Origin of the sequence: Streptomyces sp. NBC_00670, from assembly GCF_036226765.1 — a bacterium.
In the GTDB taxonomy this organism is placed as follows: domain Bacteria; phylum Actinomycetota; class Actinomycetes; order Streptomycetales; family Streptomycetaceae; genus Streptomyces.
Map to the genome: position 1 here is coordinate 5,233,885 of NZ_CP109017.1, position 25,482 is coordinate 5,259,366.

Annotated in this window: 27 protein-coding genes; 18 read left to right on the forward strand and 9 right to left on the reverse strand. The window is 72.2% G+C overall.

The window, feature by feature from the left end; all coding sequences use genetic code 11:
• The first annotated feature begins 12 nt into the window (after positions 1–12).
• The 6 genes from OIE12_RS23390 to OIE12_RS23415 all read left to right on the forward strand — a co-directional run bounded on the left by OIE12_RS23390 (position 13) and on the right by OIE12_RS23415 (position 6,789).
• A complete protein-coding gene (locus tag OIE12_RS23390; protein WP_329138412.1) occupies positions 13–1,011 on the forward strand; it encodes an ABC transporter permease in 999 nt (332 codons plus the stop codon).
• Entirely contained in the window at positions 1,008–2,111 is a 1,104-nt protein-coding gene (locus OIE12_RS23395; RefSeq protein ID WP_329138414.1) for an ABC transporter ATP-binding protein, read from the forward strand. The genes OIE12_RS23390 and OIE12_RS23395 overlap by 4 nt, the downstream gene beginning before the upstream one ends.
• Before the next feature lie 14 nt (positions 2,112–2,125).
• On the forward strand, positions 2,126–3,562 hold the full coding sequence (locus tag OIE12_RS23400; protein WP_329138417.1) for an ABC transporter ATP-binding protein: 1,437 nt from the start codon (positions 2,126–2,128) through the stop codon (positions 3,560–3,562).
• Between the two features lie 108 nt (positions 3,563–3,670).
• Positions 3,671–5,065 (forward strand): M1 family metallopeptidase, encoded by a 1,395-nt coding sequence (locus OIE12_RS23405; protein ID WP_329138419.1) that lies wholly within the window; start codon positions 3,671–3,673, stop codon positions 5,063–5,065.
• 79 nt (positions 5,066–5,144) lie between these two features.
• Positions 5,145–5,885 carry a trimeric intracellular cation channel family protein gene (locus tag OIE12_RS23410; RefSeq protein ID WP_329138421.1) on the forward strand — a complete coding sequence of 247 codons (741 nt, stop codon included), beginning with the start codon at positions 5,145–5,147 and terminating at the stop codon, positions 5,883–5,885.
• A gap of 25 nt (positions 5,886–5,910) precedes the next feature.
• Complete coding sequence (locus tag OIE12_RS23415) at positions 5,911–6,789, forward strand: thioesterase family protein (protein ID WP_329138423.1); 879 nt, start codon at positions 5,911–5,913, stop codon at positions 6,787–6,789.
• Positions 6,790–6,805: 16 nt separating this feature from the next.
• On the opposite strand, the gene OIE12_RS23420 is transcribed toward OIE12_RS23415, so the two are convergent.
• A complete protein-coding gene (locus tag OIE12_RS23420; protein ID WP_329138425.1) occupies positions 6,806–7,531 on the reverse strand; it encodes a TetR family transcriptional regulator in 726 nt (241 codons plus the stop codon).
• A gap of 112 nt (positions 7,532–7,643) precedes the next feature.
• Between OIE12_RS23420 and OIE12_RS23425 the strand changes: the two genes are divergently transcribed.
• The 3 genes from OIE12_RS23425 (at position 7,644) to OIE12_RS23435 (ending at position 9,364) form a co-directional block, all read left to right on the forward strand.
• Positions 7,644–7,811, forward strand: a complete 168-nt coding sequence (locus OIE12_RS23425) for a hypothetical protein (protein ID WP_329138427.1) — start codon at positions 7,644–7,646, stop codon at positions 7,809–7,811.
• A 41-nt stretch (positions 7,812–7,852) separates the two neighbouring features.
• Positions 7,853–8,119, forward strand: a complete 267-nt coding sequence (locus OIE12_RS23430) for a DUF4190 domain-containing protein (RefSeq protein WP_329138429.1) — start codon at positions 7,853–7,855, stop codon at positions 8,117–8,119.
• Positions 8,120–8,194: 75 nt separating this feature from the next.
• On the forward strand, positions 8,195–9,364 hold the full coding sequence (locus OIE12_RS23435; protein ID WP_329138431.1) for a cysteine desulfurase family protein: 1,170 nt from the start codon (positions 8,195–8,197) through the stop codon (positions 9,362–9,364).
• Between the two features lie 20 nt (positions 9,365–9,384).
• Here OIE12_RS23435 and OIE12_RS23440 read toward each other — a convergent pair whose 3' ends face one another.
• Positions 9,385–10,083 carry an N-acetylmuramoyl-L-alanine amidase gene (locus tag OIE12_RS23440; protein WP_329138433.1) on the reverse strand — a complete coding sequence of 233 codons (699 nt, stop codon included), beginning with the start codon at positions 10,081–10,083 and terminating at the stop codon, positions 9,385–9,387.
• Between the two features lie 60 nt (positions 10,084–10,143).
• Here OIE12_RS23440 and mnmA point away from each other — a divergent pair, with 60 nt between their 5' ends.
• Positions 10,144–11,277: a tRNA 2-thiouridine(34) synthase MnmA gene (mnmA, locus tag OIE12_RS23445; RefSeq protein WP_329138435.1), complete on the forward strand. Its 1,134-nt coding sequence runs from the start codon at positions 10,144–10,146 to the stop codon at positions 11,275–11,277.
• Between the two features lie 76 nt (positions 11,278–11,353).
• On the opposite strand, the gene OIE12_RS23450 is transcribed toward mnmA, so the two are convergent.
• From OIE12_RS23450 to OIE12_RS23475, 6 genes are all read right to left on the reverse strand, one after another.
• Entirely contained in the window at positions 11,354–12,784 is a 1,431-nt protein-coding gene (locus tag OIE12_RS23450; protein WP_329138437.1) for a COG1470 family protein, read from the reverse strand.
• Positions 12,785–12,899: 115 nt separating this feature from the next.
• Positions 12,900–13,688 carry an SAM-dependent methyltransferase gene (locus OIE12_RS23455; RefSeq protein ID WP_329142156.1) on the reverse strand — a complete coding sequence of 263 codons (789 nt, stop codon included), beginning with the start codon at positions 13,686–13,688 and terminating at the stop codon, positions 12,900–12,902.
• A gap of 133 nt (positions 13,689–13,821) precedes the next feature.
• Positions 13,822–14,349 (reverse strand): SRPBCC family protein, encoded by a 528-nt coding sequence (locus OIE12_RS23460; RefSeq protein ID WP_329138439.1) that lies wholly within the window; start codon positions 14,347–14,349, stop codon positions 13,822–13,824.
• A gap of 97 nt (positions 14,350–14,446) precedes the next feature.
• Complete coding sequence (locus OIE12_RS23465; RefSeq protein ID WP_329138441.1) at positions 14,447–15,382, reverse strand: ketopantoate reductase family protein; 936 nt, start codon at positions 15,380–15,382, stop codon at positions 14,447–14,449.
• 115 nt (positions 15,383–15,497) lie between these two features.
• Positions 15,498–16,283 (reverse strand): alpha/beta fold hydrolase, encoded by a 786-nt coding sequence (locus OIE12_RS23470; RefSeq protein ID WP_329142157.1) that lies wholly within the window; start codon positions 16,281–16,283, stop codon positions 15,498–15,500.
• Positions 16,284–16,345: 62 nt separating this feature from the next.
• Positions 16,346–16,684: a DUF427 domain-containing protein gene (locus OIE12_RS23475; protein ID WP_329138443.1), complete on the reverse strand. Its 339-nt coding sequence runs from the start codon at positions 16,682–16,684 to the stop codon at positions 16,346–16,348.
• A gap of 72 nt (positions 16,685–16,756) precedes the next feature.
• Here OIE12_RS23475 and OIE12_RS23480 point away from each other — a divergent pair, with 72 nt between their 5' ends.
• The 6 genes from OIE12_RS23480 (at position 16,757) to OIE12_RS23505 (ending at position 22,437) form a co-directional block, all read left to right on the forward strand.
• Positions 16,757–17,296, forward strand: coding sequence for a TIGR00730 family Rossman fold protein (locus OIE12_RS23480; protein ID WP_329138445.1), 540 nt, complete (start codon positions 16,757–16,759; stop codon positions 17,294–17,296).
• A 290-nt stretch (positions 17,297–17,586) separates the two neighbouring features.
• Positions 17,587–18,099, forward strand: a complete 513-nt coding sequence (locus OIE12_RS23485) for a hypothetical protein (RefSeq protein WP_329138446.1) — start codon at positions 17,587–17,589, stop codon at positions 18,097–18,099.
• A gap of 14 nt (positions 18,100–18,113) precedes the next feature.
• Positions 18,114–20,447, forward strand: a complete 2,334-nt coding sequence (locus tag OIE12_RS23490; protein ID WP_329138448.1) for a glycoside hydrolase domain-containing protein — start codon at positions 18,114–18,116, stop codon at positions 20,445–20,447.
• A 54-nt stretch (positions 20,448–20,501) separates the two neighbouring features.
• Entirely contained in the window at positions 20,502–20,921 is a 420-nt protein-coding gene (locus OIE12_RS23495) for a hypothetical protein (protein ID WP_329138450.1), read from the forward strand.
• A complete protein-coding gene (locus OIE12_RS23500; protein ID WP_329138452.1) occupies positions 20,918–21,631 on the forward strand; it encodes a hypothetical protein in 714 nt (237 codons plus the stop codon). Before OIE12_RS23495 ends, OIE12_RS23500 begins: the two co-directional genes overlap by 4 nt.
• Before the next feature lie 116 nt (positions 21,632–21,747).
• Positions 21,748–22,437 (forward strand): SDR family oxidoreductase, encoded by a 690-nt coding sequence (locus tag OIE12_RS23505; protein ID WP_329138454.1) that lies wholly within the window; start codon positions 21,748–21,750, stop codon positions 22,435–22,437.
• On the opposite strand, the gene OIE12_RS23510 is transcribed toward OIE12_RS23505, so the two are convergent.
• A complete protein-coding gene (locus tag OIE12_RS23510) occupies positions 22,406–23,452 on the reverse strand; it encodes a helix-turn-helix domain-containing protein (RefSeq protein WP_329138456.1) in 1,047 nt (348 codons plus the stop codon). The two genes, OIE12_RS23505 and OIE12_RS23510, sit on opposite strands and share 32 nt — an antisense overlap.
• A gap of 212 nt (positions 23,453–23,664) precedes the next feature.
• Here OIE12_RS23510 and OIE12_RS23515 point away from each other — a divergent pair, with 212 nt between their 5' ends.
• Together OIE12_RS23515 and OIE12_RS23520 are read left to right on the forward strand one after the other, a co-directional pair.
• On the forward strand, positions 23,665–24,390 hold the full coding sequence (locus tag OIE12_RS23515; protein WP_329138458.1) for an SDR family NAD(P)-dependent oxidoreductase: 726 nt from the start codon (positions 23,665–23,667) through the stop codon (positions 24,388–24,390).
• An 82-nt stretch (positions 24,391–24,472) separates the two neighbouring features.
• Complete coding sequence (locus tag OIE12_RS23520; RefSeq protein ID WP_329138460.1) at positions 24,473–25,480, forward strand: methionine synthase; 1,008 nt, start codon at positions 24,473–24,475, stop codon at positions 25,478–25,480.
• Positions 25,481–25,482 lie beyond the last annotated feature (2 nt).

The window sequence follows — 25,482 nt, forward strand, 5'->3', positions numbered from 1 at the left end:
GGGCCGTAAGCTGTGCTCGCTTACCTCATCAGGCGGCTGCTCGCCGCCGCAGTGATGCTGGTGGTCATCATCGTGGTGGTCTTCAGCATCTTCTTCCTCGTCCCCAAATGGGCGGGCGTCGACATCGCCACGAGCTTCGTGGGCAAGCAGGCGGACCCCGCCTCGGTCGAGGCCGTACGGGAGAAGCTCGGCCTGGCCGACCCGATCTACTCCCAGGTCTGGGAGTTCTTCAAGGGCATCTTCGTCGGCCGCACCTACTCGGGCGGCGGCGACGTCACGAACTGCGCCGCGCCCTGCTTCGGCTACTCGTTCCGCAGCGAGCAGTCCGTCTGGCCGGTGCTGACCGACCGCTTCCCGGTGACCCTGGGCCTGGCGCTCGGTGCCGCCGTGCTGTGGCTGGTCTTCGGTGTCGCGGCGGGTGTGCTCTCCGCGCTCAAGCGCGGCAGCATCTGGGACCGCGGCGCGATGGTCGTCGCGCTCAGCGGTGTCTCGCTCCCCATCTACTTCACCGGCCTGCTCTCGCTCGCCATCTTCAGCTACGGACTGGGCTGGATCGACGGGCAGTACGTGCCCCTCAAGGACGGCTTCGGCGGCTGGCTCGGCGGCATGATCCTGCCCTGGATCACCCTCGCCTTCCTCTACGCGGCGATGTACGCCCGGATCACCCGCGCCACCATGCTGGAGATCCTCGGCGAGGACTACATCCGCACCGCCCGCGCAAAGGGCCTGCGCGAGCCGGTCGTCATCCGCAAGCACGCCATGCGCTCCACGATGACCCCCATCCTCACCATGCTCGGCATGGACCTCGGCGCCCTCATCGGCGGCGCGATCCTCACCGAGACCACGTTCAGCCTGCCCGGCCTCGGACAGAAGGTGCTCGACGCGATCAAGAACCAGGACCTGCCCTTCATCCTGGGCGTCACCCTGATCACCTCGCTCGCGGTGCTCGTCGCCAACCTCGTCGTGGACATCCTGTACGCCGTCATCGACCCCCGAGTGAGGCTGGCATGACCGACATCGGCAAGAGCGGAGCGGCGGTCGGCGAGCCGCGGGCCGTCAAGGACTCGCCGGCACCCTCCGCCTTCCTGGAAGTGCGCGACCTGAAGGTGCACTTCCCGACCGACGACGGCCTGGTCAAGTCCGTCGACGGGCTCAGCTTCCAGCTGGAGAAGGGCAAGACCCTCGGCATCGTGGGCGAGTCCGGCTCCGGCAAGTCGGTGACCTCGCTCGGCATCATGGGCCTGCACACCGCCGGCCAGTACGGCAAGCGCAAGGCGCGGATATCCGGCGAGATCTGGCTGGACGGCACCGAGCTGCTGTCCGCCGACCCCGACCACGTGCGCAAGCTGCGCGGCCGGCAGATGTCGATGATCTTCCAGGACCCGCTGTCCGCGATGCACCCGTACTACACGATCGGGCAGCAGATCGTGGAGGCGTACCGGGTCCACCACGACGTCGACAAGAAGACCGCCAAGCGGCGCGCGGTGGAGATGCTCGACCGGGTCGGCATCCCGCAGCCCGACAAGCGCGTCGACAGCTACCCGCACGAGTTCTCCGGCGGTATGCGCCAGCGCGCGATGATCGCGATGTCGCTGGTCAACAACCCCGAGCTGCTCATCGCGGACGAGCCGACGACCGCCCTGGACGTCACCGTCCAGGCGCAGATCCTCGACCTCATCCGCGACCTGCAGACGGAGTTCGGCTCCGCGGTCATCATCATCACCCACGACCTGGGCGTCGTCGCCGAGCTCGCCGACGACCTGCTGGTGATGTACGCGGGCCGCTGCGTGGAGCGCGGACCGGCCGAGAAGGTGTTCTACGAGCCCCGCCACCCCTACACCTGGGGCCTGCTCGGCTCGATGCCGCGGCTCGACCGCGAACAGCAGGAACGCCTCATCCCGGTCAAGGGCTCCCCGCCCTCCCTGATCAACGTGCCGTCCGGCTGCGCCTTCAACCCGCGCTGCCCGTACGCGGACGTCCCCAAGGACGATCTGACCCGCACGGTCCGCCCCGAGCTGGCCGAGGTGGGCAGCCGGCACTGGGCCGCCTGCCACATGAGCACGGAGCAGCGGGAGCGCATCTGGACCGAAGAGATCGCCCCGAAGCTGTGAGCGAGGACAAAGCTGTGACCACTCCCGCCAAGAGCGAAGGCGCGACCCTCACCAAGGACGCCGCGAGCGGCGAGACGCTGCTGAAGGTGACCGGTCTGCAGAAGCACTTCCCGATCCGCAAGGGCCTGCTCCAGCGGCAGGTCGGCGCGGTCCGGGCGGTCGACGGACTCGACTTCGAGGTGCGCCGGGGCGAGACCCTGGGCGTCGTCGGCGAGTCCGGCTGCGGCAAGTCCACGATGGGCCGGCTCATCACCCGGCTGCTCGAACCGACCGCGGGAAAGGTCGACTTCGAGGGCAAGGACATCACGCACCTCGGCGTCGGCGGCATGCGCCCGCTGCGCCGCGACGTGCAGATGATCTTCCAGGACCCGTACTCGTCGCTGAACCCGCGCCACACCATCGGCACGATCATCGGCGCTCCCTTCAAGCTCCAGGGCGTCTCGCCCGAGGGCGGCGTCAAGAAGGAAGTGCAGCGGCTGCTGTCGGTCGTGGGCCTCAGCCCCGAGCACTACAACCGCTACCCGCACGAGTTCTCCGGCGGCCAGCGGCAGCGCATCGGCATCGCCCGTGCCCTCGCGCTCCGCCCCAAGCTGGTCGTGGCGGACGAGCCGGTCTCCGCGCTCGACGTGTCGATCCAGGCCCAGGTCGTCAACCTGCTCGACGACCTCCAGCAGGAGCTGGGCCTGACGTACGTGATCATCGCGCACGACCTGTCCGTCGTCCGGCACGTCTCCGACCGCATCGCCGTGATGTACCTCGGCAAGATCGTGGAGCTGGCCGACCGCGACCTGCTCTACAAGACGCCGATGCACCCGTACACCAAGGCGCTGATGTCGGCGGTGCCGATCCCGGACCCGTCGCGCAAGTCGGCCAAGAGCGAGCGCATCCTGCTCCAGGGCGACGTGCCCTCGCCGATCGCGCCGCCGAGCGGCTGCCGGTTCCACACCCGGTGCTGGAAGGCGACGGAGATCTGCCGCACCACCGAGCCGCCGCTGCTCCAGCTGCGGCCGGGCCAGCAGGTGGCCTGCCACCACCCGGAGAACTTCGCCGACCAGGCGCCGCAGGACACCGTGCTGCTGCGGGACGCGAAGAAGGCGGCCGAGACGGTCTCCGACGAGGCGCTCGCGGAGTCCGCGGCCACGTCGGCGGCGGTGGCGGCCGAGGTGGCGGAGGAGCCGGCGCCCGCGCCGGAGGAGACGCCCGTCGCCAAGGACGCCGACGTCTCGAAGGGCGCCTCCGCCGCGGCGGAGGACGCCTCCGGCGCGGCGAAGGGTGCGGCGGAGAAGCCGGGGCTGGCCAAGGACGTCACCAAGGTGACGGGCGAGGCCGCCGCGTCGAAGGCGGCCGACGCCGCTGACACCTCCGACGCTTCCGACACCGACACCGACACCGACACCGACGCCGCCGACGGTGAGGCCGGTGCCGAGGGTCAGGAGTCAACTCCGAAGTAACGCATGACGAGTTGGCAAAGTCATGTACATGCCTGAACGGGAGAGCGCAGAGTCGTCCCGCACGCCCGATCGAACGATCGATCGGCCCACGCGCGAAAGGGACGACCCATGGCACTCTCCCGTTCGGCACGTCTGCTGACCCTCGCCACCGCGGCGGCCTCCTTCCTCGTCGTCGCCGCCGGTGCGCACCCCGCCCCCGGCGCCCCCGGCATCGGTGACAGCTACTTCCCCCAGCTCGGCAACGGCGGCTTCGACGCCCGCCACTACGACCTGAGCGTCGCCTACGACCCGGACACCGACCGCCTCGACGGACGGACCACCCTCACCGCCCGGGCCACCCAGAACCTCTCCTCCTTCGACCTCGACCTGCAGAAGCTGGAGGTCACCCGCGTCGACGTCAACGGCAGACGTGCGACGTTCGCCCGCGAGGGGCACGAGATCCGCATCACCCCGCGCTCGCCCCTCGCCAAGGGCCGCACCTTCACCGTCTCCGTCACCTACGGCGGCATACCCGAGCCGCTGGGCGGGCCCATCGTCTTCGGCTCCTCCTACGGGTGGATGAAGACCGACGACGGCGTCTTCGTGGCCTGCGAGCCCAACGCCGCCTCCACGTGGTTCCCCTCCAGCGACCACCCCTCCGACAAGGCCACCTACGACATCCGCATCAAGGCCCCGCGCGGCCTGACCGGCGTCTCCAACGGACGGCTGGTCTCCACCCGGGACCGCGGCGACTCCACCTACGCCCACTGGCGCGAGAGCCGGCCCATGGCCTCCTACCTGGCCACCGCCACCATCGGGAAGTTCGACGTCAGGACGGGCCGCACCCCCGCCGGCACCCCGATCTACGTCGCCGTCGACCCGGTCCTGAAGAACAGCAACAACGTCGACGTCTACGCCGTCACCGCCGAGGCGACGGACTACTGGTCCGAGGTCTTCGGTCCGTACCCCTTCGAGGAGACCGGGGCGATCGTCGACGACATGCCCCAGGCCGGCTTCTCGCTGGAGGTGCAGTCCAAGCCCGCCTACTCGGCCGTCCGCAGTGCGTCGACCATCGTGCACGAGCTGGCCCACCAGTGGTTCGGCGACTCCGTCTCCGTCAAGCACTGGAAGGACATCTGGCTCAACGAGGGCTTCGCCACCTACGCCCAGTGGCTGTGGGCCGAGCACCAGGGCACCCGCTCGGCGCACGACTCCTTCCTCGCCGACTACGACTCCCGCCCGGCGGACAGCGCGTTCTGGCAGGTGAAGGTGGCCGACCCGCAGCGCGACACCATGTTCGCCTCCGCCGTCTACGACCGGGGCGCGATGACCCTCCAGGTGCTGCGCGAACGCATCGGCGACCGGGCCTTCTTCCGGCTGCTGCCCGCCTGGACCCGGCTGCACCGCTACGGCAACGCGGAGACGGCCGACTTCGTCCGCCTCGCCGAGAAGATCTCCGGGCAGCGGCTCGTCGACCTCTTCGACACCTGGCTCTACTCCACGGGCAGGCCCGAGCTCTCCTAGACGCCCACTATGTAAGACGTTTTCGGTCGTGGGCCTTGTTTTGGAAGGTCCACGGCTGGAAGCGAGTAAGAATGGAAGGGTGCTCCAGCAACTGTTCAGCCCGTCCGTCCAGCACACGCTGGACCTCGTCGGCATCTTCGTCTTCGCGATCTCCGGTGCGCTGCTGGCCGTGCGCAAGAACTTCGACGTCTTCGGCATCGCCGTGCTCGCGGAGGTCACCGCGCTCGGCGGCGGCCTCTTCCGCGATCTGATCATCGGTGCCGTGCCGCCGGCCGCCTTCACCGACAAGGGGTACTTCGTCACCCCGCTCTGCGCCGCGCTGCTGGTCTTCTTCCTCCACCCGCAGGTGGAGCGGATCCAGGGCGCGGTCAACGTCTTCGACGCGGCCGGTCTCGGCCTGTTCTGCGTCGCCGGCACGACGAAGGCGTACGAGTACGGGCTCAACCTCACCGCCTCGGCCGCGCTCGGGCTGGCCACCGCGGTGGGCGGGGGAGTGCTGCGGGACGTCCTCGCCAACGAGGTGCCCTCGCTGCTGCGCTGGGACCGCGATCTGTACGCGGTGCCGGCGATCGTCGGCGCGTGCATGGTCGCCGTCTTCCTCCACTACGACGTGCTGACCGCGTTCACCACGGCGTTCGCGGTGACCACGGCCTTCGTCCTGCGGCTGCTCGCCCTGCGCTTCCACTGGCGGGCCCCGCGGGCGTGGAACCGGCGCTCGACGGTGCGGGAGGTGCCGGAGGAGGCCTCCACGCCGGCCGGGGCCGGCGAGCCGGGCGCGTCGGCGGCCGAGGCGGGCGAACGAGAGAAAGCTACCGCTTAGTATTTGCCTGTTGTACGGTTCTTCCATGTCAGACGCACCCACCGCACCGCCCGTCGCTCCCGCCGCCCGGGCCACGATCGGCGACAGCGAGTTCGACCGGGACACCCGGGTCACCCGACGCGACCCCGACGTCCCCGGTGTCTACGACATCGACCTCTCCGCCGGCTGGACGATCCTGAACGCGGTCAACGGCGGCTATCTCCTCGCGGTCCTCGGCCGCGCCCTCGCGGACACGCTGCCGCACGCCGACCCGTTCACCGTCTCCGCGCACTACCTCACCGCCTCCCGCCCCGGCCCCTCGGTTGTCCGCACGGACGTCGTCCGCACCGGCCGCACCCTCTCCACCGGCCAGGCCTCCCTCTTCCAGTACGACGACGAGGGGCGGGAGGTCGAGCGGATCCGCGTCCTCGCCTCCTACGGCGACCTGGACGCCCTCCCCGACGACGTCCGCACCTCCGCCGAGCCGCCCGCGATCCCGCCGCCCGACCAGTGCTTCGGCTCCGGCGACTCGCCCACCCCGGTCTTCGGCGCCTCGACGTTCACCGAGCGGGTGACGGCCCGGGTGGACCCCGCGACCCTGGGCTGGGCGCTGGGCTCCCCGTCCGGCAAGGGCGAGATGCGCGCCTGGTTCGGCCTGGCCGACGGCCGCGACGCCGACCCGCTCTCGCTGCTGCTGGCGGTCGACGCGCTGCCCCCGACCGCCTTCGAACTCGGCCTCTCCGGCTGGGTCCCCACCGTCGAACTCACCGTCCACGTCCGCGCCCGCCCGGCCCCCGGCCCGCTGCGGGTCTCGATCACCACCCGCAACCTGGCCGGCGGCTTCCTGGAGGAGGACGCCGAGGTCTGGGACGCCTCCGACCGCCTGGTCGCCCAGTCCCGCCAACTGGCGAGGGTGCGGCTGTAGGGGGACCCGTGGGCCCTCAGCCGTCCAGCCAGTGACGTCGGCCGATGCTGATGAGCCGCAACTGGCGGGCGGCCACCCGGGCCACGCGGTCGCGCGCGCGGCCGGCCGCGTCCCGCTGCTCGGCGGTCGTGGCTCCCTCGGTCCCCTCGGTCCCCTCCGCCCCTTCGGTTTCTTCGGATCCTTCCGCCTCTTCCGTCTCTTCCGCCTCACTGGCCTCCAGGAAGAGTGAGGCCGTCACCAGCATCTGGTCGACGTAGAGCTCCGCGAGCATCAGCAGGTCGTCGTCGCTCCAGCCCGCGGACTCCGGCTGCCCGGCGAGCTCGCCGCGCACCTCCTCGGCGAACCGGGCCAGTTCCCGGCGTATCGCCTCCCGCACCGGCGCCACCCCGCCGTGCCGCTCACGGGCGACGAACCGCACGTGCGCGGGGTGCGCCTCCACGTGCCGGGAGATCAACTCGACGGCGCGGGCGATGCGTTCCTCGCTGTCGCCGGGGACGGACACCGTCGCGCCGATCATCGGGTGCAGCGAGCCGAGCGCCTCCTCGACGAGCGCGACGCCGAGGTCGGCCGTCGAACGGAAGTGCCGGTAGAAGGCGGTCGGTGCGACCCCCACCGCCCGCGTGACCTCCCGCAGCCCCAGGCTGCTCAGGCTCTGCTCCTCCAGCAGCCCGAGCGCGGCGTCCAGGAGCGCCCGGCGGGTCCTCTGCTTCTGGGCCTGGCGGACACCGAAAGTGTGACTCATGCCATGCAGTTAACAACTGTTCTCCGTACTTGGAAAGTCATGAGTCGCCCTAGACTGGGAAGTCAGTGAACAACTGTAATCCGCAACGGTTCACCGAAGGGGGTCCCGTCCCATGCTGCTCCTCGTCGCCGCACTCCTGCTGCTGGGCACCGTGCTCGGCACCGTCGCCCACGCCCCGCTCCCCGTCACCCTCGTCGCCGCGGGCGTCATCGCGCTCTGGCTCACGGTCTTCGCCGTCCGCGAGCGGTACGGGCGCCGGCGCCACACCTCGGCGCACTGACGTCCGCCGTCCACCTCCAACCGTCTGGAGCTGACCGCACCATGGAACTCACCGCCACACCGACCCGGCGCACCGGCAAGCGGGACACCGACGGCATGGCCGTGGCGTCCTTCGTCCTCGGCCTGCTCGGCCTGCTGGTCCTCAACCTCTTCCTGGGCCCCATCGCCATCGTCCTGGCGTCGGTCGCGCTCTGGCGAGGCACCAAGCGCCCGGGCCGAGCGATCCTCGGCCTCACCCTGGGTGTGGCCGACCTGATCGTCCTGGTCACCTTGATGCAGGCCGACAACACGGTCTCCTGGAGCTTCTGACCGGGGCACTCGTCGCCAACCCCCACCCACCGCCCGCCAAAGCGAGCGCGGCGCCCCCGTAGAATTCGCCTCACCATGGCATACCTCGACCACGCCGCCACCACGCCCATGCTCCCCGAGGCCGCGGCGGCGCTGACCGCCCAGCTCGGGATCACCGGCAACGCGTCCTCCCTCCACGCATCCGGCCGCAGGGCCCGCCGCACGGTCGAGGAGTCCCGCGAATCCCTCGCCGAGGCGCTCGGCGCCCGCCCCAGCGAGGTCGTGTTCACCTCCGGCGGCACCGAGGCCGACAACCTCGCCGTCAAGGGCCTGTACTGGTCCCGCCGCGCCGCCGACCCCCGCCGCACCCGCGTCCTCGCCAGCCCCGTCGAGCACCACGCCGTCCTGGACGCCGTCCACTGGCTCGGCGAACGCGAGGGCGCCACCGTCGAGTACCTCCCCGTCGACACCTACGGCAGGGTCCACCCCGAGGCGCTGCGCGAGGCCCTCGCCCGCAACCCCCAGGACGTGGCGCTCGCCACGGTCATGTGGGCCAACAACGAGATCGGCACCCTCTTCCCGGTCACCGAACTGGCCGAGGTGGCGCGGGAGTTCGACGTGCCGCTGCACGCCGACGCCGTCCAGGCCTTCGGCCAGGTCCCGGTGGACTTCGCCGCCTCCGGCCTCGCCGCGATGACCGTCTCCGGTCACAAGATCGGCGGCCCGTACGGCATCGGCGCGCTGGTCCTCGGCCGTGACCAGGACCCCGTCCCCGTGCTGCACGGCGGCGGCCAGGAGCGGCACGTGCGCTCCGGCACGCTCGACGTACCCGCGATCGCCTCCTTCGCCGTCGCGGGCCGGCTCGCCGCCGAGCGGCGCGAGGAGTTCGCCCGGGAGATCGGCGCCCTGCGCGACCAGCTCGTCGACGCCGTCCGGACGGCCGTCCCCGACGCGCTTCTCGGCGGCGACCCCGCTCCGGGGGGCCGGCTGCCCGCCAACGCGCACTTCACCTTCCCCGGCTGCGAGGGCGACTCCCTGCTGCTCCTGCTGGACGCCCAGGGCATCGAGTGCTCCACCGGCTCCGCCTGCACGGCGGGCGTCGCCCAGCCCAGCCACGTCCTCCTCGCCACCGGCACCGACCCCGACCTCGCCCGCGGCACCCTGCGCTTCTCCCTCGGCCACACGTCCACCGAGGCCGACGTGGCGGCCGTCGCCAAGGCGATCGGCCCGGCCGTGGAACGCGCCCGCACGGCGGGCCTCACATAACTCGCGTCAAGCCCGGTCGCCTACGCCGCGGCGGCCGTACGCGCCCTGCGCACCAGCTTCATGTACCGGTCCCAGTCCCAGTACCGCCCGGGATCGGTGTGGTCCGTGCCCGGCACCTCCACATGGCCGATGATGTGCGTGCGGTCGACGGGTATCGCGTACCGCGCGCAGATCGCCGCCGTCAGCCGCGCCGACGCCTCGTACATCGCGTCCGTGAACGAGGACGCCTTCTCCACGAAGCCCTCGTGCTCTATGCCGATGCTCCGCTCGTTGTACTTCCGGTTGCCCGCGTGGAACGCCACGTCCAGTTCGCGGATCATCTGCGCGACATGGCCGTCCTTGCGTATGACGTAGTGCGCCGCCGCCTTGTGCGAGGGGTCCTGGAAGACGTTGACCGCGCTGCTGTAGCTGCCCTGGGTGACGTGGATGATCACCCGGTCGATGGGGTAGTCGTCGGGCCGGTCCGCCCGCCGCAGATTGGCGGAGGCGGCGGCTATCCACTGGGCGCCCCGGTAGTCGACCGCGCCGCCCTCGCGCGGCCGCTCCACGCCCGGCAGCCGCCACCACAGGTGCGACAGCTCGTCCCGGGCCAGTACGACCGTGCCCAGCGCGGCCGCCGCGCCGCCGACGAGCAGCGCCCGCCGCCCGAGCCGCCGGTCGCCGTCGTCCTCGGACGTCCGCGGGCGCTCCGTCTTCTCCTCCGTCTGTTCAGCCCCCATGTACGGGAGAACGGATATCCGGGGGTTCCGGTTCCCGCCGACCCGTACCCTGGAGGGGCTATGACTGACGACACCCCGCAGCGCCCCCGCCCCCTTCGCGTCCTCGCCGCCATGTCCGGCGGGGTCGACTCCGCCGTCGCCGCCGCCCGCGCCGCGGAAGCGGGCCACGACGTCACCGGCGTCCACCTCGCGCTCTCCGCGAACCCGCAGTCGTTCCGTACGGGCGCGCGGGGCTGTTGCACCATCGAGGACTCGCGGGACGCCCGCCGCGCCGCGGACGTCATCGGCATCCCGTTCTACGTCTGGGACCTCGCCGAGCGGTTCCGCGAGGACGTGGTGGAGGACTTCGTCGCCGAGTACGAGGCCGGCCGCACCCCCAACCCCTGTCTGCGCTGCAACGAGAGGATCAAGTTCGCCGCGCTGCTCGACAAGGCGCTCGCGCTCGGCTTCGACGCGGTCTGCACCGGCCACTACGCCCAGGTGATCCTGCGCGAGGACGGCACCCGCGAACTGCACCGCGCCTCCGACATGGCCAAGGACCAGTCGTACGTCCTCGGCGTGCTGGACGACAGGCAGCTCGCCCACGCCATGTTCCCGCTCGGCGACACGGTGACGACGAAGGACGAGATCCGCGCGGAGGCCGAGCGCCGGGGCCTGGCCGTGGCCAGGAAGCCCGACTCGCACGACATCTGCTTCATCGCCGACGGCGACACCCAGGGCTTCCTCGCGAACCGCCTGGGCCGGGCGGAGGGCGACATCGTCGACGAGTCCGGCGCCAAGGTGGGCAGCCACGAGGGCGCTTACGGGTTCACCATCGGCCAGCGCAAGGGCCTGCGCCTGGGCACCCCGGCCGCCGACGGCAAGCCGCGCTACGTCCTGGACATCTCCCCGGTGACGAACACGGTCACGGTCGGCCCGGCCGCCGCCCTGGACGTCGACGCCCTCACCGCCGTCAAGCCCCGCTGGTGCGGCGCGGCCCCCTCGGGCCCCGGCACCTACACGGCCCAACTCCGCGCCCACGGCGGCGAGACGGAGGTGACGGCCGAGCTGGTGGACGGCCTCCTGGAGGTCGCCTTCACCGCCCCCGTCCGCGGCGTCGCCCCCGGCCAGGCCATCGTCCTGTACGACGGCACACGGGTCGTCGGCTCCGCCACGATCGCCTCGACGCGGCGGGCGACGGCGGCGGTGGGCTGAGCCCGGCCCACGGTTCCCGGAGAACGGAAGGCGGCCGCCCGCGCGCCGTGCGCGGGCGGCCGCTCCCCTCGCCGGGTCACACGGTGATGGTGAACGCCTGGATCCACTCGTTGTTGTCGTGGGTTCCGGCGTAGGTGAACGGGTATCCGGCGTCGGGCTGGTCGCACTCCAGATTGAGCCAGTCGCCGTCGTGGATGTAGGTGGTGTCGCAGACGTTGCCCTTGCCGCCGTCGACGCTGATGGAGAAGCCCAGCATGTGCGGGGCGTCCTTCTTGGTGCTGCCGACGTAGTTGTCGCTGCCGTCGGCGGCGGTCTCGAACGGATCGAAGTACTTCCCCGAGCCGTCGGTCGAGTCGGGGTTGTAGACGAAGGCGCGGTTGGTGACGCCCTTCGTGCCGGCGACGGCGATGTTGACGGCCGTGATCGTCCCCTTGCCCGGTGTGCCGGCCGGCTGGCCGTCGCACGCCGCCTTCGTCCAGCCGTCGCCCGCCACGAACGCCCGGTAGCAGACGTGCCGCCCGCCCGGGTCCTGCGCGGCGAGCTGCTTGACGGCGGTCGCCGCGGTCGTCTCCGGGGCCTTGGTCTCCTTGTCCTTCGCGCCCCCGCCGCCACCACCGCCCCCGCCGCCGTCCCCCGCGCCGGCCGAGGACTGGCCCTCGGGGGAGGAGGGCTGGGCGGCGGGGCTCTCGGGTGCCTTGAGGGAGGGCGCGGCGGAGGGCGGCAGGGTGCCGACGTCGGCCGCGGCCACCTTCTCGGTGGCCGCGGTGCGCACCTGCGGCTTGTAGGAGATCCACAGCATGACGAAGGCGATCGCCAGGGCCAGGAAGAGCCCGAGGAAGGTGGCCAGCCAGCGCGGCAGGAACCCCCGCTGGACGTAGGTGCCCTCCGTCTTCAGCGGCGTCACACCGGACCGCTGCACGTTCAGCGCGTACGGCCGGGACTCCTTGGCGCCGAACCAGATGATCTGCCGCGGCTTCAGCACCGTCTTCACGAACGCCGCACGGCCCGGCTCGATCTGCACATTGCTCGGCCGGATCTCGTACGACAACTGGTCGCCGTTGTCGCTGCCGCTCACCGAGGCCGTCAGCCTGGTGTTGCCCAGGTTGTCCACGGCCAGCTTCGGACGCCCCCGGAAGCGGCCCTTGACCGTCGGCGGCACCAGTTCCGCCCGTACCTCCGTGAACGGAGTGACCGTGACGTTCCCCTCCGGGACGGTCGTCGCCTCCGGGTGCTCCGTCGGCGTGATCCGCACCCCGTACGGATGGGGGCCCGCCGTCGCGTCCGGCGTGCGCGGCGGAGCGAACGTCAGCTCCACCGACCCCGTCGTACCCGGGTACAGCCGGAGCGTCTGCGGCTCCACCGCGGTCCAGGGCGCGAGGGAACCGACCGCCTCGAAGCGGTACTCGTCCACCACGTCACCGGTGTTGCGCAGCCGCAGCCGTACCGTCGTACTGCCACCCGGGTCCACGGTCGCGGAGGCGGGTTCCAGGGAAGTCCAAAGGCTCACTCCCGGACGTTAAACGCGACGCCGGTACCCGGTCAGGAAGCCCAGGGGCAGGGAAGGTGCCCGAAGAGGCGGGAGTCGTTGCCCCGCCTCCCGTTCCGCCGCACGGCCCGTGCGGTCAGGGCTTGCGGCCGACGCCGCACCACATCGGGAGCGGGCCCGTGTCCGTGACGGTCCCGGCGTCCGGGCGCCACTGGGGGAGTTCGACGACCCCGGGCTCCAGGAGCTCGGTGCCCTGGAAGAAACGGGTGACGCGGTCGTGCGTGCGCGGGGTGGCGCCCGCGTGCTCGTCGGCGCGCTCGTTGTAGACCCGCATCGACTCCGCGACCTCCTCGGCGGCGATGTCCGAGGCCGGGTGGGAGACGACGAGATGACTGCCGGAAGGCAGGGCGTCCAGGAGGGCCGCGGTCAGCGCGAACGGGTCGTCGGCGTCCGGGATGTACTGCAGCACGGCGATGAGCATGAGGCCGACCGGCTGCGAGAGGTCCAGCGTCGCGGCGGCCCGTTCCAGGATGTGGTCCACCTCGCGCAGATCGGCCTGGACGTAGTCCGTCGCCCCGTCGCGGCCGCTGACCAGCAGCGCCTCGGCGTGGGCCAGGACGACCGGGTCGTTGTCCACGTAGACGACCCGGGCGCCGGGGTCGGCCCGCTGCGCCACCTCGTGGGTGTTGTCCGCCGCGGGTATGCCGGTGCCGATGTCGAGGAACTGCCGGATTCCCGCGGTGGCCGACAGCTCGCGCACCGCACGGCCGAGGAAGGCCCGGTTGGCGCGGACGGCCTGGATGATGCGCGGGTTGGCCGCGGCGGCCAGCTCGGCCGCCTCCTGGTCGACGGGGTAGTTGTCCTTGCCCCCCAGCCACGCGTTGTAGACCCGGGCGGGGTGCGCCACGGAGGAGTTGATCAGCATGCCGCTTGCCGGCCGTTCGTTCACAGTGCTGGACTCCCTCGTCGCCGTCGCGTTCCGCGGCACACCCTAACCCGAGGGCCTCGGCAACATACCGGTGCGGGCGGCCGGTTGACGGCGACGTGGGCGACGACGGTCAGGCCTCCGCCGCCCCCTTGATCCCCTCCAGGGTGGCCTCCATGCCCGTGGCCAGCTCTCCCAGACGGTGGGCGATGATCGCCTCCTCCTGGTCGGGGGCGCGGTCGATGAACACGCTCAGGCCCGAGGGGGCGGGGCCGAGGGTGACCGACTGGCGCAGCGCCGTGCCGCCCCCGGGCGTGGGGGTGAGGGCGAAGGACCATGTGGCCATGGGGGCCGTGGTGTCCTTCGCGGGGCTGCTGTAGAGCCCCTCGGTGTCCAGGACGCACCAGGTGAGCGTCCGTTGCGGAGCGCACTGTGTGAATTCCGACGTCGTACGCCACTCGCCGACGACGGGGTGGCGGTTGTGCCCGACGTAACGGACGCCCGGCGCCGGGCCGGCGGCACCGTCCTGCCACTCCACCCGTTCCAGTTCCGGGCTCCACCCCGTCATCGCCTCGACGTCCGTCACGATCTCCCACACCCGTGCCGGATCGGCGGCGATGTGCACCTCGCGCCGGGCCCCGGGCCGGTCGGTGTACCGCATGCTGTCTCCCCGCGCGGCCGCGGTCGTGCGCCGCGCCCGCAGCGGGATCCTAGACAGCCGCCGGGGCGTCAACTCCCCGCAGGACGTGTTCGGTCGGTCACAGCGATCTCACTTCGGACACCAGGCGAGCGGCCGTCGGCACCGCGATCCCGTGCCGCCCGGCGGCGCGGAGCACGGCCCCGCCGATCGCGTCCAGCTCCAGCGCGCGGCCCGCCTCCGCGTCGCGCTGCATCGACGACTTCATGTCGGCCGGGCACGCGTCGAACATCGCCAGGCTGCGGGCCGCGTCGAGCGGCGCCCCCTCCGCACGGCCGACGGCGGTGGTCTCGTCGATCAGGGCGAGCAGCTCCTGACGGTGCTCCGTGCGCACCGGGCCGGCGCCCGTGCCGTACCGCGTGGTGAGCAGGGCGAACGGGGCGAGGAAGGCCAGCTTCGCCCAGAGGATCGCGGTCTCCGACTCCGCGACGCGGGCCCGGAGCCCGGCGGCCTCCAGGACGGCGGCCACTTCGGTGAGCGGGCGCGCGGTGCGGCCCGCGAGGTCGATGTCGGCGAACGGGCTGCCGTGCTCGATCACGCCGGGCGCGACCCGGGTCGACTCGACGCGGATGACGCCGGCCGCGACCCGCTCCGCGCCGTAGCGCCGGCGCAGCGCCTCCGGGTGCTCGACGCCGTTGAGGAGCGGCAGGACCAGCGCGTCCGGGCCCAGTACGGCCGCCGGTACCCGCTCCAGGGCCGCCTCCAGGCTGGTGTGCTTGACGGCCACCACGCACAGGTCTACCGGTTCGCGCAGCTCGGTACCGGCCGCCACCTCGGCGGTGAAGTCCCCGAACCGCCCGCTGCGCACCCGGATCCCGTCCTCGCGCAGGGTCTTGGCGGTCGTCTCGCCGGCCAGGCAGATCACCCGGTGCCCGGCCCGGGACAGCAGTGCGGCGAGCAGTCCGCCGACGCCGCCGGGGCCGAGGACGGCCACGGTCCACGGGCGGCGGGCATCGGCGGCGGATTCCGTGCGGTCCGGTGCGGTGCTGCTGGGCATGCGGCGGTGTCCCTCCGGTCGGGGGCCCGGCCCCGGTGGCCGGAAACGCGTCCCCGCTGGACGGCAACACGGCCCGGCCGCCCCGCATTTCCGCCACCGGCGGGAGCGCCCCGGCTCAGGCCCCGAGGAACTCCGCCAGCACGGGAGCGAGGGCCTCCGGGTCGACCATGTGGTTCTGCCCCTCCAGACAGCGGTACGCGGCGTCGGGGACCGCGTCCGCCACCGCCCGCGCCGCCTCGCGCAGCCAGGCAGGGCTCGCCCCGCCGGCCACGGCGAGCACCGGCACCCCGATCCGCGCCAGCCGGTCGCGGGGGACCCGGCCGCCGTCGCCCATCACGGCGTCGTCGTACGCGAGCGTCGGCGCGACCGCCTCCATGTCGGGCCACATGGGGGAGGTGCGGGCGTTCGCGATCATCTCCGGGGCGAGGCCGGTGAGCGCCAGGAACAGCTCCACCGCGTCCCCGCGCCGGCCCTGCTCCAGCGCCTCGGTGAGCCGCGCGGTGTACCGCGCGCGCTCGTCCGCCCCGTCGTCCGACAGCGCGAACGGCGGCTCGTAGACGGCGACCCGCGTCACGCCCGGCAGCCCGCTCACCGCCGCCTGAAGGGCGAGCGCGCCGCCCGACGAGATGCCGTACAGCGCGGCGCTGCCGCCCACCGCGCCGATCAGCGCCCCGAGGTCCTCCACCTCGCGGGCGACCGCGTACGGCGCGGTGTCCCCGCTGCCGCCGCGGCCCCGGCGGTCGTAGGCGACCACCTCGAAACGGTCCGCCAGCCGCGCGGCCAGCGGCGCCGTCGTCGCGCCCGTCGACATCGCTCCGCTCACCAGGACGACCGCCGGGCCCCGCCCGGTGCGCGTGTACGCGAGTCGGGTGCCGTCGCTGGAGGTGACCTTCTTGTCCATGGCTGCCATGTCTCAGGAGACTGCCACGGGCGCGGCGCTCCCGCCCGCGACACGGCCAGAACTCAGGAGCCCGCCGTGCCGGCCACCTCCACCTCGTAGAAGCACAGGTGGTCCTTGATCGCGGCCACGTCCGGCTTCGGGTCCGGGTACGCCCAGACCAGGTCGGCGGCGTCCGGCAGCGACCAGTAGGAGGCCGTCCCCTTGAAGGGGCAGACCGTGTGGGTCTCCGACGGCGTCAGCAGGTCGAGCCGTACGTCCTCGGGGGGCAGGTAGTAGCGCGGGGGACAGCCGGTCTCGCGCAGCACGAGCGGACGGTCGCTCTCGGCCAGCACCTGGCCGCCGTGCACCACGCGCACACGCTCGTCACTCTGTTCGACGGTGATGATGTGTCCTTGGCTCATGCCGGTTCAGCACGCGCCCGGGCCCCGTTCTTCCCGCCCGGGGGCGGGATTTTCCCGCGTACCGTGGTCGCCATGCGAATCTGCGTCTTCCTCTCCGCCGCCGACCTCGACGACCGCTACACCCGTCCCGCCCGCGAGTTCGCGGAACTGCTCGGCAAGGGCGGTCACACCCTGGTCTGGGGCGGCTCGGACGCCGGTCTGATGAAGGTGGTCGCCGACGGCGTCCAGGAGGCGGGCGGACGGCTGTGCGGGGTCTCCGTCGACTTCCTCTCGCACAAGGTGCGCCCCGGCGTCGACGACATGGTGGTCGCCCGGGACCTCGCCGAACGCAAGCGGTTGCTGCTGGAGAAGGGCGACGCCGTCGTCATCATGGTCGGCGGCACGGGCACGCTCGACGAGGCGACCGAGATCCTCGAACTGAAGAAGCACGGCCACACCGACAAGCCGGTGGTCCTCCTCAACACGGCCGGCTTCTACGACGGCCTGAAGCAGCAGTTCCACCGCATGGAAGCCGAAGGCTTCCTCCCCCGCCCCCTGGCCGACCTGGTCTTCTTCGCGGAGGAGCCGGTGGGGGCGCTGGCGTATCTGGAGGAGAGCCTGGGCGTCGAGTGAGCCGTCGGAGCGGGGCGCGGTGATCAGCCAATCGTCGGAGGGCGGACCCGCCGCCTCCGCATAGCCGGTACACAGCCTTCACTCAGTCGTCGCAAGCGTTTTCGCCCTCTGCCGGGGCGGTCCGGGTGGGCGGGCCGCTTCGACGGGGGGCGTTTTTCGGACGTGCGCACCGGTGCCGTCGATGATCGTCCTCTTTCTGAAGCGTTCACGTCATGTCTACAGTGACTCCGCCGGCTCGATCACGAACAAACGTTCGATATTCGACGTTCGACGAGAGGACCCCCCACCCCATGCTGACGTTCACGGCAGCCCTCCGTACGGCGGCGGTCGCCGCGGCCCTGGCCACGGTCGCCGTCACCGCACCGCAGGCGGTGGCCGCACAGGACCCCGCCCCGACGGTCTCCGCCAAGGCCGACGCCACCACCCGGGCCATCGCCAAGAGCGATCCGCAGGCCGTCGCGGCGGCCACGGTGTGCGGCTCCGGCTACGCGCTGTCCAAGGCCGTCCCGCTGCCCCTCGGCACCGACCCGAACCTGCGCCTGGGCACCCTCTTCGCCTACGAGAACGGCGGCAAGGGGTGCGCCATCCTCGACAACAACGTGGGCAAGTCGCAGTACATGTACCTGCGCGTCTGCAAGGCGGGCGGCACGAGCTGCGACACCGACACCGGCAGCTTCAGCCAGTACGCGGGCCCCGTCTACGTCTCGAGCTTCGCCTGCGCGCCGGTCACCGCCAGGATGGGCAACAGCTCCGGCAGCCTCTACATCGACTACGCGTCCGACTACGTGTTCCCCTGCGGCTGAGAAGGAGCACCGAGATGGACGAGAAGGTCCTCGCCGCCCAGAAATGGGTGAACGCCACCTACGGCAGTGTCAGCGGCTACAAGAAATGCCCGGAGGACGGCGCCACCGGATGGGCGACCATGTTCTCGCTCACCCGGGGCCTCCAGGTCGAACTGGGCATCACCGCCCTCTCCGACAGCTTCGGCCCCACCACCCTGTCCAGACTGTCGGCCCTCGGGGACATCGGCCCGTCGACGTCGAACCGGAACATCGTCCGCATCGTGCAGAGCGCCCTGTTCTGCAAGGGCTACTGGGGCGGCAACGAGGACGGGACGTACGACGACGCCACCACGGCCTCCGTCACCCAGCTCAAACGCAACGCCGGCTTCCCCGTCCCCTCCGACGGAAGGGTGCAGCCGAAGATCTTCAAGGCGCTGCTGACCATGGACGCCTACTCGCTGCTGTCGGGCGGCACCGAGGAGGTGCGCACGATCCAGCAGTGGCTCAACAGCAGCTATCTGAACAAGTCCACCTTCTTCCTCATCCCCTGCGACGGCCATTACACCCGGGACGTCCAGACCGCCCTGATGAAGGCGCTGCAGTACGAGTTCGGCGTCCCCGAGGACCAGGCGACCGGGAACTTCGGCCCCTCGACCCAGGCCGGGCTGCGCAGCCACGAGGTGTCCGAGGACGACACCGGCATCTTCGTCAAACTCTTCAGCGCCGCCTGTGTCTTCAACGGCAGCGTCGGCTCCACGTCCACCGTGTTCAAGACCACGTTCGACCCGGCCCTGACCGAGTACGTGCGCGCCTTCCAGAAGTTCTCCGCGCTCACCGTCAACGGCCGCGGCGACTACGAGACATGGGCCCAGCTGCTGGTCTCGATGGGCGACCCCGACCGGCCCGCCGGCGCCTGCGACACCCGCTTCCACATCAGCGTCGACCGGGCCAGGGCCCTGGTCTCGGGCGGCTACACGGTCGTCGGCCGCTATCTGGACGAGGATCCGGACAGCACGCTCGACAAGGAGATCCAGCCCGGGGAACTGGACGCCATCTTCGACGGCGGCATGCGGGTCTTCCCCATCTCCCAGTACGGCGCCCGCTCGCTGGCCGACTTCACCTTCTCGCAGGGCTACACGCACGCGCAGAAGGCGCACGACCGCGCCGTCGGATACGGCTTCAACACCGGCACCGTGATCTACTTCGCCGTCGACTACGACGCCACGGACCCCGAGATCACCAGCAACATCGTCCCGTACTTCAACGGCGTCCAGTCGGGCCTGGCCAGCCGTGGGAAACGCTATGTCGCCGGCGTGTACGGCTCCCGGAACGTCTGCTCACGGGTGAGCGCGGAGGCGTACGCGCGCTACTCGTTCGTCTCCGGAATGTCCTGGGGATTCTCCGGGAACCTCGGCTTCCCGATGCCGGAGAACTGGTCCTTCACCCAGATCAAGGAATTCCGGTTCAGCGCGAGCCAGACCGACTCCTTCGACCTGGACCGCGACGTCCAGCGGCCGGGCGCCGACCGCGGGGTGGGGCGCGACGGCGTCGGCTCCACCGAATCCCCGGTCGCCGGATACGTGCAGTACATCGCCGACCTGTACAGCACCGCCGTGCGGTACAACAAGGGCAATCCGAGCCTGCGCGTCATGGAATACCTGCGCTATCCCCGCTACGTCGACCTCTACAGCGGCTGGAAGACCCTGATCGGCGACGTCGACCGCGACTGGATCGCCTACGCCGACGACAACGGGCCCGAGCGGGTCACGAGTTTCACCGACCCGTCGTACGGCGTGACCGTCCACGCCGACCACTTCGGCGCCACCGCCAACGCCTTCTACCTCAAGGGCAGCGGCTCCGGAACCGGCGCCAACCGGGGGGACTTCGGCGGCTGGGGCGGCGATCTCACCACCTTCTACGGGGACTGGCGCAACAACGCCGATTCCTACGCCTCCGGTTACGCCTTCTGCATGGACCGGCTCGCCAAACTCAACGTCACCTCGTCGTTCTCCTTCGGGGACATGGTGGAGGACGTCGACGGCTACCTCGTCGGAACGGCCGTGAAGAACGGGGCCCGCATCGACGAGGAGGTGCGGTCGCTCATCGGTGGCAACGGCCATCTGCGCCGGTTCACCGACTACTTCGCCCAGCGGCACGGCAGCAGCGTCGCGCACGCGGAGGACACCGCGCGGACCATGCTCGTCGACGTCGGGGACGACGACGTCCTGGACGCCATGCGCACCCAGGCGATCCGGCAGGTCTCGGGATGGAACACACTGCTGCCCGGATACCTCACGGACGGAAAACTCGATCCGTACCTCCAGGGCTATGCGGAGACCCTGCAGAAACTGGCCGACCAGGAAGGCTGAGCGGCGGCCGGGAACGGGGCCCCGCGGCCGCCGGCCGGAAACAGTGGTGGAAACGTGCTGACCTTCTTCGTCGTGTGCCTGTGGCTCGCCCTCGGCGCCCTGCTGACCGGTGCCGTCGTCCGGCTGCTGCCGGGCGGCCCCACGGTCCGGTGGGCGGCCGCGGCCGCGGGGTTCCTGCTCTGCGCGCTGGCGCTGTACCTGTGGGGCGCCTCGCACATGTTCGCGACGGACATCGAGGAGACCTGCACCCTGCAACACCACCAGCCACTGGACCCGGCCTACGGCCACACCTCGCTCGTCCCGCTGCACCGCGAGTGCAACGCGCACTTCGACCTCGTCCCGCCCTACGTGAATCCCGGCGTCCTCGCCTACCTCGTGGCCTGCGTCTGCTGCCTGGGGGCGGCCGTGCGGGCCCGGTTCGCGGGGCACCGGAATCCGGCCGGAGGCCGGGAAAGGAACACTGAGGCACAGTGAACGATCACAGCGAGAAACTGGGCCGCCGCGGCTTCCTCACGGCCGTGGGCCTCGTCGGGGCGACCTCCGCCCTCTCCCTCGGCTTCGCCCCGGCCGCCACCGCGTCCCCCCGGGCCGCGGCCGGCGCCACGGGCGGCCACTGGTCCGGCGGCCGCTCGGCGAACGGATGGGCCGTCAAGGACGGCGCCGGCGGCTCCGACGGCATCGGGGTCCACCGCGTCGAGGGCTCGAACGCGTCCGTGGCGCTGCTGGCGGGGGACGTGGCCACCGTCCTGCTGCACGTCACGCGCCGCTTCCACTACGAGATCCGCACCCTGAAGGCGGGGGACGTGCACGGCCACACGACGGACCGGTCCGTGCGCGCCGACCAGGAGTCGAACTACCTGTCCGGGACGGCCGTCGCGCTCTGCCCCGACCTCTACCCGGCCGGTGCGCGGGGCGGGCTCTTCCCCCACGAGATCGCCGTCGTACGGGACATCCTCGCCGAGTGCGAGGCAGTGGTGCGGTGGGGCGGCGACGACCCGGACGTGCCGAAGGAGGGCCACTTCCAGATCGACGTGCGCCCCGGCGACGCGGCGCTGCGGAAGCTGGCGGACACGATCGAGAAATGGAACCGCACGCCCGGGAAGGGAGCCGGAGCAACCAACGCGTTCACCCCCCAACGCCTCCGCGCGGCCAAGGCCATGCGCACACGCCAACGAGGGGCCTGACGGGGGCTGCGCCCCCGGACCCCCCGGGGACGATGGGGTCCCCCTGCTCGAACGAAGTTGAGAGCTTGGGGGAGGGCAGGGGCGGCGGGGGCGAGGAAAAATGCGAGCATGACCGCATGGCTACACATGTGATCACCGGCGCCGGCTCCGGCATCGGCGCCGCCGTCGCCCGGCGGCTCCACACCCGCGGCGACGACCTCGTCCTGCACGCACGGGACGCCGCCCGCGCCACGGACCTCGCCGCCGAGTTCCCCGGCGCCCACACCCTCGTCGGCGACCTCGCCGATCCCGCCCGGCTCTCCTGGGCCTTCTCCCACCAGTCGCTCCCCGACCGCGTCGACTCCCTCCTGCACATCGCCGGCGTCATCGAACTCGGCACGGTCGGCGAACTCACCCCCAAGGCCTGGCGCCACCAGCTCGACGTCAACCTGCTGGCCCCCGCCGAGCTGACCCGCCACTTCCTGCCGCAGCTGCGCACCACCCGCGGCCACGTCGTCTTCGTCAACTCCGGCTCCGGCCTGAACGCGCACGCCGGCTGGTCCGGGTACGCCGCCTCCAAGCACGCACTGAAGGCCCTCGCGGACGCGCTCCGCGAGGAGGAGCACGCGGCCGGCGTCCGCGTCACCTCCGTCTACCCGGGTCGCACCGCCAGCCCCATGCAGGTCAAGGTGCACCAGCAGGAGGGCAGGAGCTACGACCCGGAGCGCTGGATCGACCCCGAGTCCGTCGCCACCACCATCCTGATGGCACTCGACCTGCCCCGCGACGCCGAGGTCAACGACCTGACGGTACGCCCGGGACGGTGACTTCGCCGGGCCCGTCGATCCCCTCGGCCCCCTCGGCCCCCTCGGCCCCCTCGGCCCCCTCGGCCCCCTCGGCCTCCTCGGCTCTCTCGGCCGCGGCCCACGCCGCGTAGTCCGTGGGCGTCCGCCCGTACCGGCCGCGGAAGACGCGGGCGAAGTGACCGCTGTCGGCGAACTGCCAGCGGGCGGCGATGTCCGCGACGGTCATGCGCCGGTGCGGGGCGGCCAGGAGCGCGCGGCGCGCCTCCTCCAGACGGCGGTCCCTGATGTAGGCGCTCAGCGGCTGCCCCTCGCGCGCGAAGGCCCGTTGCAGGGTGCGCACGGAGACGTTCAGTTCCCGGGCGACGGCCGAGGGGGAGAGGGCGGGGTCGGTGAGCCGCCGGTCGGCCAGCTCCCGCGCGGCCTGGGCCAGCGCCGGCGACAGCCGGGGCTCCACGTCGTCGATGCCGCCCAGGACCACGGCACGGGCCAGCTCGGCGAGGGTGGCGCGGGCGGCGTCGAGCCCGGCGGGGCCGAGGCGGTCCAGCATCCGGCCCACCGCGGCGGCGTGCGCGGTCAGCAGCCGCACCTCGGCGGTGCCGCCGGGACCGGAGGCCGTACGGCCCCGCCCGTGCCGGATCTCCGCGGCGGGCAGCACGAGCATCCGGACGGCGGTGCGCGGCGCCGCCGCGAAGTGCGACAGCCGCCCCGTCTGCACCAGCACCCGGCCGGCCGGCGCCGTGTGCTCGGCCCCTCCCGGCTCCCCGAGCCGCCAGGCACCCCGGTGGACGATCCACAGCCGTACGTGGTCGTCGGAGCCCACCCCCGGGCCCACCGTCCGCAGGGCCGCCGCGTTCTCGAAGCGGTTGAACATCGCGTCCCGCAGCCGGAACCCGCGGGACCGCGCCCCGAAACCGGCGACGGTCGCCCGGCTGAAGGGTGCCAGCGGGAACGCCTCGCCCATCCGGGACCGCCACAGGCGGGCGAAGTCGCCGAAGGCGTGGGCGCCGCTCAGGTCCACCGAGAACGTGCCGTTCATCGTCTCCTCGTTGCCGCGTGTCCGCGGTGCCGTGCGTCTCCGGTGCCGCGCGTCTCCGGTGCCGCGCGTCTGTGCTGTCGCGGATCTCCGGTTCGGACTGTCGTGCGAGTCCGAGCCCTCGGGACCGGGGCGTTCCTATGGTGTCGAGGTGCCGGCGTCAAGGCGTGCCGGCCCGTGTCCCCATGAGAGTAATGAGTCAACGAGGTGGCGAGTTGAGCACGATCGTGATCGTCGGCGCGGGCCCGCAGCTGGGCCGGGCGATCGGCCGGCGGTTCGGCGCCGAGGGATTCGACGTGGCACTGGTCGCCCGCAACCGCACGACCCTGGAGGAGGTGGCCGGCGACCTGGCCGGCGCGGGCGTCCGGGCCGAGGTGTTCCCCGCCGACGTCACCGACCGCCCCGCCCTGCACGCGGCGCTGACCGCCGCCGAGGAGCGGCTCGGGCCGATCGACGTCCTCGAGTACTCGCCCGCGCCGAGCCCGGCCGACCTGCGCCGGGCGCCGCTCGTCGAAGCCACCGAGGTCACCGTCGACTCGGTCCTGGCCCAGCTCGACCTCTATCTGCTCGGCGGCGTCGCCGCGGTGCGGCACGTGCTGCCCGGCATGAGGGCGCGCGGCACGGGGACGATCCTGGTCACCAGCGGCGCGGGCTCCGGGCCGATCGTCGCCCCGCACGTGGCCAACGTGCAGATCGCCACCGGCGGGATGCGCAACTGGATCCTCAATCTGCACGCCGCGCTCGTCGGCACCGGCGTCTACGCCGCCCACGTGGCGATCGCCGCCTTCATCGGCCAGGGCGGCCACGACTCGCGGCCGGAGACGATCGCCGACGCCTACTGGCGGCTGCACACGGAGCGCGCCGAGGCCGAGTACGTCGTCCAGGACCTGCCGGACGACTACCTGGAACGGGGCCTGGCGGACAAGTTCCTGGAGTCCTGAGCCGACCCCGCCCCTCTGGCGGGTGAGGGTCCGCCACCCGGGCGGTCGACAGGGCGCCCGCGCCACGCTCTAGGCTTCCCGCGTGAGTGAGAACAGCCAGTTCAGGTTCGGCCCCGCCACCGGCGTCGGCTCCCTGCCGGGCGGGGACGCGCGGGAGGCCGCGAAGACCGCCACCGGGTCCTTCGAGGATTTCCCCTTCCTCCCCGAACTGCCGGCCCGCGGCCCCGGCGCGGACATGATCGGCCGCACCGCCGGGATGCTCGTCGAGCTCTACGCGCGCGTGGAGCCCAGCGGCTGGCGGATCGGGGACCGCCCCGGGCGGGACACCGGACGGGCCCGCTCCTGGCTGGGCGAGGACCTCGACGCCCTGGAGGAGTTCACCCAGGGCTACGAGGGCCCCCTCAAGGTGCAGGCCGTGGGCCCCTGGACGCTCGCCGCCGCCCTGGAGCTGCGCAACGGCGAGGCCGCCCTCTCCGACGCCGGTGCCTGCCGCGACCTGGCCGGCTCGCTCGCCGAGGGGCTGCGGGCGCACCTCGCGGAGCTGCGCCGCCGGGTGCCGGGCGCGCGCCTCGTGCTCCAGCTCGACGAGCCGTCCCTCACCGCCGTCCTGCGCGGCCAGGTCCGCACCGCCAGCGGCTACCGCACCCACCGCGCCCCGGACCGCCAGGTCGTCGAGGCGACCCTGCGCGACGTCGTCGGCGTCCACGAGGCCGGACCCGTCGTCGTCCACTCCTGCGCCCCCGACGTGCCCTTCGCACTGCTGCGCCGGGCCGGTGCGGCGGCCGTCTCCTTCGACTTCTCGCTGCTCACCGAGCGTGACGACGACATGCTCGGGGAAGCCGTGGAGGCGGGGACCCGGCTCTTCGCCGGTGTCGTGCCCGGCACGGACGCCCCGTTGTCGGACCCTGCCGGTAGCGTCATGGGTGTCAGGACGCTGTGGCGCAGGCTGGGGCTGTCTCCGGGGCTTCTCGCGGAGACGGTCACGGTCACTCCGGCGTGCGGACTCGCGGGCGCGTCCCCCGAGTACGCGCGCCGGGCGCTGGCCCACTGCGCCCGGGCGGCGAGGTCCCTCGCGGACGACCCAGAGTAACG